The sequence below is a fragment of the Nesterenkonia halophila genome (assembly GCF_009467795.1).
Taxonomy (GTDB): Bacteria; Actinomycetota; Actinomycetes; order Actinomycetales; family Micrococcaceae; genus Nesterenkonia; species Nesterenkonia halobia.
The window spans coordinates 69,232-80,635 of sequence record NZ_WIAX01000018.1 but is presented as its reverse complement, the minus strand read 5'-3'; the positions used below and the strand labels follow the sequence as shown (position 1 = coordinate 80,635).

Annotated in this window: 9 protein-coding genes, 1 pseudogene and 2 riboswitches; of the genes and pseudogenes, 5 read left to right on the top strand and 5 right to left on the bottom strand. The window is 70.8% G+C overall.

Annotation, left to right across the window (positions count from 1 at the left end; translation table 11 throughout):
• The 3 genes and pseudogenes from GCL72_RS09715 to GCL72_RS09265 all read left to right on the top strand — a co-directional run.
• Window positions 1-897 (top strand): annotated as a pseudogene (locus GCL72_RS09715) (hypothetical protein); the annotation flags it as partial.
• A gap of 127 nt (window positions 898-1,024) precedes the next feature.
• Complete coding sequence (locus GCL72_RS09270) at window positions 1,025-1,828, top strand: DUF5819 family protein (RefSeq protein ID WP_153144437.1); 804 nt, start codon at window positions 1,025-1,027, stop codon at window positions 1,826-1,828.
• A 1-nt stretch (window position 1,829) separates the two neighbouring features.
• Window positions 1,830-2,969, top strand: a complete 1,140-nt coding sequence (locus GCL72_RS09265) for an HTTM domain-containing protein (RefSeq protein WP_153144436.1) — start codon at window positions 1,830-1,832, stop codon at window positions 2,967-2,969.
• A gap of 228 nt (window positions 2,970-3,197) precedes the next feature.
• On the opposite strand, the gene GCL72_RS09260 is transcribed toward GCL72_RS09265, so the two are convergent.
• From GCL72_RS09260 to GCL72_RS09245, 4 genes are read right to left on the bottom strand one after another with little or no spacing between them, the layout of a single operon-like run.
• On the bottom strand, window positions 3,198-3,731 hold the full coding sequence (locus GCL72_RS09260; RefSeq protein WP_153144435.1) for a CoA-binding protein: 534 nt from the start codon (window positions 3,729-3,731) through the stop codon (window positions 3,198-3,200).
• Window positions 3,728-5,050 (bottom strand): O-acetylhomoserine aminocarboxypropyltransferase/cysteine synthase family protein, encoded by a 1,323-nt coding sequence (locus GCL72_RS09255; RefSeq protein WP_153144434.1) that lies wholly within the window; start codon window positions 5,048-5,050, stop codon window positions 3,728-3,730. The genes GCL72_RS09260 and GCL72_RS09255 overlap by 4 nt, the downstream gene beginning before the upstream one ends.
• Window positions 5,047-7,137 carry an acetate--CoA ligase gene (gene acs / locus GCL72_RS09250; RefSeq protein ID WP_153144433.1) on the bottom strand — a complete coding sequence of 697 codons (2,091 nt, stop codon included), beginning with the start codon at window positions 7,135-7,137 and terminating at the stop codon, window positions 5,047-5,049. The genes GCL72_RS09255 and acs overlap by 4 nt, the downstream gene beginning before the upstream one ends.
• Window positions 7,134-7,718 carry a flavin reductase family protein gene (locus GCL72_RS09245; RefSeq protein ID WP_153144432.1) on the bottom strand — a complete coding sequence of 195 codons (585 nt, stop codon included), beginning with the start codon at window positions 7,716-7,718 and terminating at the stop codon, window positions 7,134-7,136. Before GCL72_RS09245 ends, acs begins: the two co-directional genes overlap by 4 nt.
• Before the next feature lie 10 nt (window positions 7,719-7,728).
• Window positions 7,729-7,815: riboswitch (SAM riboswitch) on the bottom strand.
• Window positions 7,816-7,979: 164 nt separating this feature from the next.
• Window positions 7,980-8,066, top strand: a riboswitch (SAM riboswitch).
• A gap of 92 nt (window positions 8,067-8,158) precedes the next feature.
• Between GCL72_RS09245 and GCL72_RS09240 the strand changes: the two genes are divergently transcribed.
• Both GCL72_RS09240 and GCL72_RS09235 read left to right on the top strand, forming a co-directional pair.
• Window positions 8,159-9,586 (top strand): LLM class flavin-dependent oxidoreductase, encoded by a 1,428-nt coding sequence (locus GCL72_RS09240; RefSeq protein WP_153144431.1) that lies wholly within the window; start codon window positions 8,159-8,161, stop codon window positions 9,584-9,586.
• Between the two features lie 16 nt (window positions 9,587-9,602).
• Window positions 9,603-10,652: a homocysteine S-methyltransferase family protein gene (locus GCL72_RS09235; RefSeq protein ID WP_153144430.1), complete on the top strand. Its 1,050-nt coding sequence runs from the start codon at window positions 9,603-9,605 to the stop codon at window positions 10,650-10,652.
• A gap of 143 nt (window positions 10,653-10,795) precedes the next feature.
• On the opposite strand, the gene GCL72_RS09230 is transcribed toward GCL72_RS09235, so the two are convergent.
• A complete protein-coding gene (locus GCL72_RS09230) occupies window positions 10,796-11,326 on the bottom strand; it encodes a GNAT family N-acetyltransferase (RefSeq protein WP_153144429.1) in 531 nt (176 codons plus the stop codon).
• Between the last annotated feature and the right edge of the window lie 78 nt (window positions 11,327-11,404).

Genomic DNA, 11,404 nt, shown 5'->3' with positions numbered 1-11,404 from the left:
GAGACCGACGGCACGGAGACCGACGGCACGGAGACCGACGGCACCGACGAGGACGGCGACCAGTCGGAACCGTCGGTGACGGTGGATCCGACCGAGGTGCCGGCTGGTGACTCGACCACGGTCGACGGCACTGGCTTCACCCCGGACAGCACCGCGACGGTGCAGCTTGAGGATGCTGACGGCAACGCGGTGGGTGACCCGATCACTGCGCCGACCGACGAGAACGGCAACTTCACTGAGGAGCTGCCGGTGCCGGAGGGCACGGAGCCGGGCGACTACACTGTCGTCGCCACCGATGACGAGACCGGTGAGTCGGCTCAGACTCCGCTGACGGTGACCGATGGTTCCGGCACTGAGACCGACGGGACCGGGACCGACGGCAGTGAGACCGACGGCAGTGAGACCGACGGTTCGGACGAGGACGCGACGGACGACCCGTCCGTCACGGTCGACCCGGACACGGCGGCCCCCGGTGACGACGTCACCATCGGCGGTGAGAACTTCGACCCGGACACCACGGTGACGGTCGAGATCACCGACGAGAACGGCGACATCGTCGACACCGTCGAGGGCGTCGAGGTCGGCGACGACGGCAGCTTCACCATCGACTGGACGGTGCCCGAGGGCACCGACCCGGGTGAGCTGACCGTCACCGCCACGGACGACCAGGACCCGAACGTCTCTGAGTCCGCCACCCTCACGGTGACGGAGTCGGGCGGTCTGGGCACTGACAGTGACGGCACCGTCGATTCGGGCGCCGGGTCTGACGGTGACTCTGACGAAGGTCTGGCCGTCACCGGTCCGACCGGAGCCGTAGGCCTCGGCCTCATGGCGCTGCTCTTCCTGGTGGTCGGCGTCGGCATCGTCGGATATGCCAAGGCACGGCGTACGAGCTGACCATATGGTGAGCTGAAGCGATGACCGCTGGCGACGTCATCTCCCGACAGGGTGATGGCGTCGCCAGCGTTCGTTTCCAGCGACGACCCCTGCCAGATACCACATCGATCAATGCCTTCCGGAGACTATGGACCTGCATGCACGTGAGGACCGAGCGGCGGCGCCTGCAGGGGAACCTGCCTCCGGCCCCCGAGCTCCGCGCATCGCCCGCGTGCTCATGTGGCCGCTGCTCGCCGTCGTCCTGATCCACGCGCTGATCGTCGGACTCTGGGTCGCGCCCAGCACTGCCTTCCGCGACGCTGTGGGCTACGACCGCATGAGCGAATACATCCACCCCTGGTTCGAGCAGAACTGGTCGCTCTTCGCCCCGACGCCGCGTCGAGGCGAGGTCATGTTCGAAGCCCGCGCCTACGTCGTCGACGGCGAGACCGGCGAGGGCGAGGCCACTGAATGGGCCGAGCTCACCGCCATCGAGGATTCGCTGATCCGCGGCACTCCCGCACCTCCGCGGACCATGAAGCTCACCCGCCGCACCGCCGACGACCTGCACGGCGCACGGAACGACATGAGCGCCGAGCAGCGCGACCTGCTCTCCGCGAACTACTTCAGAACTCCGATCGAGGAGCTGCGGGAGATCCTCGAGGACTCCGACGGGGACTCCGGCGCCGTGGACCGCTATATGCGCGCCGACGAGGTCGCCACGCTCATCGCCACCGCCTACGCCGACGTGACCTGGGGCGACCAGGGTGAGATCGCCCGAGTGCAGTACCGGACCAGCAGCCGGCGCGTGCCGCCGTACTCGCTCGATCAGGATCGGACGCTGGAGGATATGGAGCCCACCGTCCGTGACTACGGCTGGCGTCACCACCTCGAGCTGACCGACGAGCAGGTCGAGCTCTTCGCCCAGTACGCGACCACGGAGGCCGACTGAGATGGGCCTGCTGCGTCGACACGTCCTGGCCCCGGTCCTCTCCTGGATCCGGGCTCTGGAGGACTGGCTGCTGAGCGAGCGCCGCGCACTGCGCGGACTCGCCGCTACCCGAATCCTGGTCGGCATCGGAGCCCTGGGCATCCTGCTGAGCAGCTTCCCGGCGCGCCACGTCGCCTGGGGGCCGGGATCCTTCTGGGCCGAGCCGATGCGCGAGACCGACGAGTTCAGCGCGCTCACCGGGTTCTTCGCTACCGACTCCGCCGTCGTCTTCACGCTCGAGTATCTGGCGCTTATCGCCGTCTCCGTCGGCTTCATCCTCGGCTGGCGCACCCGGGCGATGAACGTCGTCCTCGTGCTGGGCATGACCGGGCTGGTCGAGCGCACCGCCATGCTCGGCAACCAGGGCGACAACATCATGCGGATCGGGCTGACGCTGCTGGTCTTCATGAGCGTCGCCGAGCACTGGTCCCTCGACGCCCGCCGTCGGGCCCGCGGCCGGGCGCGGCTTCAGGCGGGGGAGCGGCTGTCTCTGCTGCACCGGCTGCACTATGGGCTGCCGGTGCTGTCGGTCTGGTGGACCACGCTGCTGCACAACGTGCTGCTCATCGCGCTGGCCAGCCAGATCTTCATCCTCTACACCGCCTCGGCCCTGTACAAGGTCCAAGGGGACCTCTGGCAGTCCGGAACCGGGCTCTACTACCCGCTGAGCCTGCCGGAGTTCGGCGTCTTCCCAGCGCTGAACGAGCTGTTGACGGCGAACCCGTTCCTGCTGACAGTGATGACCTATTTCTCGGTCTTCGTCCAGCTGTTCTTCGCCGTCGGACTGCTGCATCCGGTCACCCGCCGGCTCTTCCTGCTCGGAGTGATCGGCCTGCACGGCGGCATCGCCGTGCTGATGGGCATTCCCTGGTTCTCGCTGGCCATGCTCGCCTATGACGCGATCTTCGTGACCGACCGGAGCTGGCGGGCGATCGAAAATGCCGTTCGGGCCGGCGTCCGCGGGGTCAGGAGACGCGGCTTGCCGGTCGCCTCCGACGCCGATGAGGACGAGTCTCCGCCGCCCGAAGGACGTCTTGACGGGCAGGGGATCCGCCGCCGACAGACCATCGCTGAGCGCCGCGCGCGCCAGCCGGCCCGCTGATCTTCGGCGGAGCCTCAGGCGCAGCTGGGCACCAGCCCGAGAATGACGGAGAAGTTCGCCGTCTGCGACGGCTCAGAGGCCCCTCGCTCTCCCCGACGAGCAGGCCTGTGCACACACGACGCACTCCCCGCAGCGTGGAACGCGGCGTCCTGGACAGCGCAGGACAGGTCACGCATGTCGGACAAGAGCCGGCGTCTGATCACGGAGCGGGGCCGCCCCGGGAGCCGCTCAGCCGTCCAGGCGCTGACGCTTGGCGCTGATCACCCCGGTGTTGAAGCCGGCGAGGTTCAGCCCGCCGTGGAAGCGGGCATGCTCGATCTTCACGCAGCGGTCCTGCACCGCCTCCATGCCGCGGTCGCGGGCCAGCTGCGCCGCCTCCGGGTTCCGGATGCCCAGCTGCATCCAGATCGTCTGCGCCCCGACCTCGGCGGCCTCCTCCACGATGCCCGGCACGTCCTCGGGGCGGCGGAAGATGTCGACGATGTCGGGCACCTCCGGCAGCTCGGCCAGCGAGGGGTACACCGGCTGCCCGAGGATCTCGTCCAGCCGAGGATTGATGAAATGCACCCGATAGCTCGACGAGCTCAGCAGGTAGGTCGCGACGAAGTGGCTGGCGCGCTGCGGCTTGTTCGAGGCGCCGACGATCGCGATCGACCGGGCGGAGTGCAGCAGCTGCAGCCGGCGCACCGGCGACGGCGGCTCCCAGATCCCGTGCGGGTGCTCGGCGTGCGCGGCGTCGGCGGTCGTCTCCGTGGTGCTCATCGGGCCTCCTCCGTCTGCTCGGTGGCCGCGGTCGCGGCCAGGGCGGCGTCCAGCGCCTGGTCCAGATCCCAGAGGACGTCGTCGACGTCCTCCAGGCCCACTGAGATGCGGATCAGGTCGTCCGGGATGCCGGCGGCGGCCATCTGCTCCTCGGTGAGCTGCTGGTGGGTGGTCGAGCCGGGGTGCAGCACCAGTGTGCGCACATCGCCGACGTTGGCCAGGTGGCTGGCCAGCTGCAGCGCCTCGATGAACCGGGCGCCGACCTCGCGGCCGCCGGTGACGCCGAAGCTGAACACTGAGCCCGCGCCCAGCGGCAGCACCTCGCGCGCCCGCTCGTGGTCCGGATGCGAGGGCAGCCCGGCGTAGTTGACGTAGGAGATGCGCTCGTCGGACTCCAGCCATTCGGCGATCCGCTGCGCGTTGGCGACATGCTCGCCCATCCGCTGCGGCAGCGTCTCGATGCCCTGCATCAGCTGGAAGGCGGCCTGCGGGCTCAGCGACGGGCCGACGTCGCGCAGCTGCTCGGAGCGCAGCTTGGTCAGGAACCCGTACTCGCCGAAGTTCCCCCACCAGGAGAGGTCCCCGTAGGAGGGGACCGGTTCGGTCATCGAGGGGAACTTCCCGTTGTCCCAGGGGAAGGTGCCGGCCTCGACGACGACGCCGCCCAGCGTGGTGCCGTGCCCGCCGAGGAACTTCGTCACCGAGTGGACGACGATGTCGGCGCCGTGCTCGATCGGCCGCAGCAGGTACGGGGTGGTCAGCGTGGCGTCGACCACCAGGGGCACCCCGTGCTCATGGGCGACGTCGGCCAGCCCGCGCAGGTCGGCGACGTCGGAGCTGGGGTTGGCCACCGTCTCGGTGTAGACGACCTTGGTGTTCTCCTGCAGCGCGGCGCGGAAGGCCTCCGGGTCGGTGGTGTCGACGAAGGTCGTCTCGATGCCGAAGCGGCGCAGCGTGACGTCCAGCTGGGTCACCGTGCCGCCGTAGAGCTTGGAGGAGGCCACGATGTGGTCGCCGGTGCCGCACAGCGCGGCGAAGACCAGGAACTCCGCGCTCATCCCGGAAGCCGTCGCCACCGCCCCGATGCCGCCCTCCAGCGAGGCCAGCCGCTCCTCGAGCGCATTGACGGTCGGGTTGCCGATCCGCGAGTAGATGCTGCCGTACTTCTGCAGCGCGAAGAGGTTCGCGGCGTCGTCGGTGTCCTTGAAGACGAAGGACGTCGACTGATGGATCGGCACCGCCCGGGTGCCGTGGACGGCGTCCGGGACGGTCCCGGCGTGCAGCGCCCGGGTGCGGAATCCGAACTCTCTCTCGCTCATGCGGTCTCCTGGGTCGAGGGGCGGGATGCGGCGGTGCCGCGCGCGTCGCAGATCGCGGCGATCTGGTCCACGCAGTGCTCATTCTGCAGGCTGGTGGTGTCGCCGAGGGCCGCGCCGTCGTGCAGCTGGGTCAGCAGCCGGCGCATGATCTTGCCGGAGCGAGTCTTGGGCACCTCGGGCACCGGAATCACCCGCCGCGGCTTGGCCACCGGCCCGATCACCGCGCCGACGTGGGCGCGCAGCCCGGCCAGCAGCTCCTCCTCGGCCGAGGAGCCGTTCGAGTCTTCGTCCGAGTCGGCGTCGGCGAGGCGCGCGCGGGCGGCGTCGGTCAGCACGACGAAGGCCACGGCGGCGTGGCCGGTGGTCGGGTCCTCGACTGGGCAGACGCCGGCCTCGACGACGTCGGAGTGGGTGACCAGCGCCGACTCGATCTCGATGGTCGAGAGCCGGTGGCCGGAGATGTTGATGACCTCGTCGATGCGGCCGAGGATCCACAGGTCGCCGTCGGCGTCCTGCTTGGCGCCGTCGCCGGCGAGGAACCAGCCCTGCTCGGCGTACTGCGCCCAGTAGGAGGTGTAGTACCGCTCCGGATCCCCCCAGACGGTGCGCGCCATCGACGGGCCGGTGCGGGTGAGCACGATGTTCCCCTGGGTCTCGGCGTCGACCGGCGCGCCGGCGTCGTCGACGACGGCGGCCTCCCAGCCGGGCATCGCCCGACTCGCGCTGCCGGGCTTCAGCGCGCGGGTCGCCGCGTCCTCCGGGCGCGGGGAGAGCACTGTGGAACCGGACTCGGACTGCCACCAGGTGTCGACCAGGGGGAGCGCGGGCCGTCCGGCGTCGTCGACCGTGTCCCGGCCGATCTCCCGCCGGATCCACCGCCAGGCCTCGGGATTGACCGCCTCGCCGACGGTGCCGGCCAGTCGGATGCTGGAGAGGTCGTACTCGGCCGGGATGCCGTCGGGGAAGGCGCCCATCAGCGAGCGCACCAGCGTCGGGGCGGTGTAGTAGCTGGTCACTCCGAGGCGCTGGATGATCTCGAAGTGCCGGCCCGGATGCGGGGTGGTCGGCGTGCCCTCGTAGATCACCTGGGTCGCCCCGGCGGCCAGCGGCCCGTAGATCTCATAGGTGTGGGCGGTGACCCAGGCCAGATCCGCCGTGCACCAGTGGACGTCCTCGCCCCGCCGCGCGGGATCCGGGTGGGCGAAGAGCCGCAGATGGGTGAACAGCGCCCCGGTCAGATAGCCGCCGGTGGTGTGCACCAGGCCCTTGGGCTTCCCGGTGGTGCCGGAGGTGTACATGATGAACAGCTCGTGCTCGGCGTCGAAGAACTCCGGCTCGTGCACCGGCGAGGCGGCGTCGACGACGTCGCTCCAGGCCACGTCGCGGCCGGCGGTCCAGTCCACCTCCGAGCCGGTGCGCTCGACGACCAGCACGTGCTCGATCGCGTTCTCCCCGGCGACGGCGGCGTCGGCGTTCTCCTTCACCGGCACCGCCTGTCCGCGGCGGAACTGCCCGTCGGTGGTGACCAGCAGCTTCGCGGAGGTGTCCTCGACGCGGAAGCGCAGCGCCTCGGCGGAGAAGCCGCCGAAGACCAGCGAGTGCACCGCCCCGATGCGCGCGCAGGCCAGGGTGATGACCACGGTCTCGACCAGCACCGGCAGGTAGATCACCACCCGGTCGCCGGCGCCGATGCCCAGGGAGGTCAGCGCGTTCGCCGCGCGGTTCACCTGCTCCTGCAGCTCCGCGTAGGTGACGTCGCGCCGGTCGCCGGGCTCGCCCTCGAAGTGCAGGGCGACGACGTCGCCGCGGCCGGCGGTCACGTGGCGGTCGACGCAGTTCACCGCGGCGTTGAGCGTGCCGCCGGAGTACCAGCGGATGTCCGGGCCGCGCTTCGCCTGCGGGTCCGGCGGGGTCCAGGAGTGGGTGGTCTCCCAGGGCGTCTGCCAGTCCAGCAGGGCGGCCGCCGTCGCCCAGAACTCCAGGCGCTCGTCCTCGGTCTGCGGGTCGGCCCAGGCGTGGACGTCGGCGGCCAGCGGCTCGGCGGGCGCGACGGCGGTCTCGGCGATCGTCTCGGCGGCCCGGGTCACCGGTCACCGTCCGGCACCCGCTCCGGGGCGTGCACCTGGGCGAACTCGCTGCGGTGGAAGACCAGCGGCCGGACCGCCTCCTGCTCGTCCACCGAGACGTCGAGGACCTCCAGGACGACGATGTCATGGTCGCCGGCGGTGACCTGGTCATGGATGCGGGTGGTCAGCGTCAGCGGGGAGCCGTCCAGGGTGATCGCCCCGTCGTCGCCGGTGCTGCGGGCGACGCCGTCGAAGCGGGAGGCGCGGTCCTTCGAGGCGATCTGCCGGCACAACCCGTGCTGGCCGCGGCCGAGCACCGAGATGCCCAGCCGGCCGGCGCCGTCGCGCAGCCGCGGCCACGTCGAGGATGTGTGCTGCACGGCGAAGGTGACCAGCGGCGGATCCAGCGAGACTCCGACGGTGAAGGTGGAGGCGATCAGCGCCTCCGGGGCCCCGTCGACCTCGGCGGCGACGGTGACCACGCCCTGCGGGAACTCGGCGAAGGCGCGGCGCAGCCGCAGCGGATCCAGAGGCGTCGGCGTCCCGACGTCGACGGACGTGGCGGGGGCCTCGGCGGCGAGGGCGGGTGCGGATGCTGGCATCGGCGATTCACTCCCATCGGTCCTGGCGGTAGCACCCGACTCAAACGGGTTGCTGCGGCGTCGACGAGCCAGATCTCTCAGCCGCTCGGGATGGATACACGGTTCACGGTACGGGGTGCCGATGCCCGGGTCCAACGTGGGGCCCATCATGTGAGACGTGACGTCATCCTGCGTCATGCGCCCCGGCGGGCGTCGCCGGAGGTGTCCGGAATGTGGACCGCGACTCCGAGGAACGCCGGAAGGACGTGTACAGTGCGATCCGTACCATCCAGAGCGGCTGAGAGACCTGGCTCGTCGACGCCGCAGCAACCCGGATCCGCCGGGTGCTAAAGCCAGGACCGATGGAGGTCTCCTCCCTCGCGCACCCCCGATCGGCGGCTCGCTCCGCCGGTCGCCGCGCGAGGGGCGCCTGCATCGGCGAGCCACACGAGGAGCACCGCATGACGCACACCCCGTCCCAGCCGCCGACCACCCCCGCCGGACAGCGCGAGATCCTGTTCAACGCCTTCGACATGAACTGCGTGGTCCACCAGTCCCCGGGACTGTGGCGCCACCCGGAGGACCGGGCCCGGGAGTACAACACACTGAGGTACTGGACCGACGTCGCGAAGACCCTGGAGAAGGGGCTGTTCGACGGCCTGTTCATCGCCGACGTCCTCGGCCCCTACGACGTCTACGCCTCGAACCCCGACGCCGCGCTGTCCTCCGGCGCGCAGGTGCCGGTCAACGACCCGTTCCTGCTGGTCTCGGCGATGGCCGCGGTGACCGAGCACCTCGGCTTCGGGCTGACCGCCGGCACCGCCTACGAGCACCCGTACCCCTTCGCCCGCCGTCTGGGCAGCCTGGACCACCTCACCGGCGGCCGCGTGGGCTGGAACGTCGTCACCGGCTACCTTCCCTCGGCCGCGCAGAACATGGGCCAGGAGGACCAGCTGGAGCACGATGCCCGCTACGACCACGCCGACGAGTACATGGACGTGGTCTACAAGCTGCTCGAGGGCTCCTGGGAGGACGACGCCGTCGTCGCCGACAAGGCCTCCGGCGTCTTCACCGACACTTCCAAGGTCCACCGCATCGAGCACCAGGGCGAGCACTTCAAGACCCCGGGCATCTCGGTGGTCGAGCCGTCGCCGCAGCGCACGCCGGTGATCTACCAGGCCGGCGCCTCCACCCGCGGGCGGGCGTTCGCCGGCAAGCACGCCGAGGCGGTGTTCATCAATCCGCCGACGAAGGAGCTGGCCAAGCAGTCGGTGCAGCGGATCCGCCAGGCCGCCGTCGACGCCGGCCGCGACCCCTACTCGGTGCGGATCTTCGCCATGCAGACGGTGGTCACCGGTGCCGACGACGCCGCCGCGCAGGCGAAGTACGACGACCTGGTCCAGTACATCGACCCCATCGGCGGCCTGGTGCTGATGTCAGGCTGGATGGGGCTGGACCTCAGCCAGTTCGACCTCGACCAGCCGATCGGCGACGTCGAGTCCAACGCCATCCAGTCCACTGTCGAGACCTTCCAGAAAGCCTCCGGCCGCGAGGGCGAGCCGTGGACGGTGCGGCAGCTGGCCGAATGGGTCGGCGTCGGCGGCTTCGGCCCGGTGATCATCGGCGGCGGCGAGTCCGCGGCCCGGCAGCTCGTCGAGTGGCAGGAGGAGACCGACGTCGACGGGTTCAACCTGGCGTACCACATCACGCCGGGGACCTTCGAGGACATCGTCGAGCACGTGGTCCCCGAGCTGCAGAAGCTCGGCCGCTACAAGACCGAGTACACCTCCGGCACCATGCGCCATAAGCTCTTCGGCGCCGGCGACCACCTGCCCGACGACCACCACGGCGCCCAGTTCCAGCTGCGCCGGCAGACGCAGACCAGCTGAGGGAGAACGAACAGACATGACCACATCCCAGGACTTCACCCGGCGCCTCGACGCCGGACCGGTGATCTGCGCCGAAGGCTTCCTCTTCGAGCTCGAGCGCCGCGGATACCTCTCCGCCGGCGAGTTCGTCCCCGAGGTCGCCCTCGAACACCCCGAGGCGCTGCGCGGGCTGCACGTCGACTTCCAGCGCGCCGGATCGGACGTCGTCGAGGCCTTCACCTACAACGGGCACCGCGAGAAGATGCGCGTCATCGGCAAGGAGGACCTGCTCGAGCCGCTGAACCGCGCGGCCCTGCAGATCGCCCGGCAGGTGGCCGACGAGCGGCCCGGCGACCTGGTCGCCGGCAACATCTCCAACACCAACATCTGGGACCCGGCCGATCCGGCCGCCCAGGCGGAGGTGCGCGGCATGTTCGAGGAGATGGTCGGCTGGGCCGTCGACGAGGGCGCCGACATCATCGTCGCCGAGACCTTCTACTACGCCGGCGAGGCGCTCGCGGCCCTGGAGATCGCGAAGGCGAGCGGGCTGGCCGTGGTCACCACGCTGGCGCCGATGGCGACCGAGAGGATGTCCGACGACGTGGGCATCGTCGAGACCGCCCAGCGGCTGGAGCAGGCCGGCGCCGACGTCGTCGGGCTCAACTGCTTCCGCGGGCCGCAGACCACCATGCCGTGGCTGCGCCGGATCCGCGAGGCGGTCTCCTGCCACGTGGGCGCGCTGCCGGTGCCCTACCGGACCACGGAGGAGGAGCCGACCTTCTTCAACCTCTCCGACGAGTCCGCGGCAGTGCCCGCCCCGCACGGACGGACCTTCCCCACGGCGTTGGATCCGCTGTTCACCAACCGGTACGAGATCCGCTCCTTCGCCGAGGAGGCGCTGGCGCTGGACGTGCAGTATCTCGGAGTGTGCTGCGGCGCCGCACCGATCCACATCCGCGAGGTCGCCGAGGCCGCGGGGCGGACGACGCCGGCGAGCCGGTACGGCGAGCGGATGCAGAACCACTTCATGTACGGCACGCACGAGCGGCTGCCCGAGCACATCGCCGGACTGGGCGAGACCGCCTGAGCCCTCCCCCCCCCGGGCCGTGCGCGGTCCCGCGCGTTGGCTCTGGAGTTTGAGCCTTGACCCCCGCCGGAATCGAGGGGGGTCAAGGCTCAAACTCCAGAGCCAACGGTGTGTGGGCGGGGCGCCGGGGCCGACGGCGTCGTTCAGAGGTGCTGCGACAGGACCAGCTCAGGCTCGCCCGTCTCGGGCTGGGTCTCCAGGAAGCCGTGGCGTCGATAGAAGCGTCGGGCATCCCGGTCCGGAGCATCCACCGGTACCTCCACCCATGCGACGTCGGCCGCCCGGGCGTCGTCGAGCACCGCGCGGATCAGCAGCGAGCCCAGGCCGCCGGAGCGCAGTGCAGGCACCACGTAGAGCTCGTCCAGCAGGTCGACCGGATGATCGGACCAGACGTTCGCCCGGCGGGTGACCAGGGCCAGGCCCGCCGCCGTTGCGCCCGGTTCCGGGGTCGGCGTCGTGGGCGTCGTGGGCGTCGTGGGCGGCCCGGTGACGAGCCAGGCGCGGGTCCGGTCGGTCGGCAGCATCCGGCGCAGCCGGTCGGCGAGCACCGCCGGTCCGGGAGTGGGCGAGCCGAACTCCGTGTTGAAGTCGTGCAGCAGGCGCGCGAGGACGTCGGCCTCCGCGACGGTAGCGCGGCGGACCCGCGTCTCGCGGGGCGTCGTCCCGTGGGGCATCGTCGATCCTCCTGGAGAGGGCGTGCGACGAACCTAGCCGGGGGAGCGGCCGGAGGAGAAGCCCAGGGCGCCGTCCTC

Coding starts and splice junctions, on each gene's coding strand:
- GCL72_RS09270 (WP_153144437.1), top strand. CDS start 1,025: ATGGACCTGCATGCACGTGAGGACCGAGCGGCGGCGCCTGCAGGGGAA.
- GCL72_RS09265 (WP_153144436.1), top strand. CDS start 1,830: ATGGGCCTGCTGCGTCGACACGTCCTGGCCCCGGTCCTCTCCTGGATC.
- GCL72_RS09260 (WP_153144435.1), bottom strand. CDS start 3,731: ATGAGCACCACGGAGACGACCGCCGACGCCGCGCACGCCGAGCACCCG.
- GCL72_RS09255 (WP_153144434.1), bottom strand. CDS start 5,050: ATGAGCGAGAGAGAGTTCGGATTCCGCACCCGGGCGCTGCACGCCGGG.
- GCL72_RS09245 (WP_153144432.1), bottom strand. CDS start 7,718: ATGCCAGCATCCGCACCCGCCCTCGCCGCCGAGGCCCCCGCCACGTCC.
- GCL72_RS09240 (WP_153144431.1), top strand. CDS start 8,159: ATGACGCACACCCCGTCCCAGCCGCCGACCACCCCCGCCGGACAGCGC.
- GCL72_RS09235 (WP_153144430.1), top strand. CDS start 9,603: ATGACCACATCCCAGGACTTCACCCGGCGCCTCGACGCCGGACCGGTG.
- GCL72_RS09230 (WP_153144429.1), bottom strand. CDS start 11,326: ATGCCCCACGGGACGACGCCCCGCGAGACGCGGGTCCGCCGCGCTACC.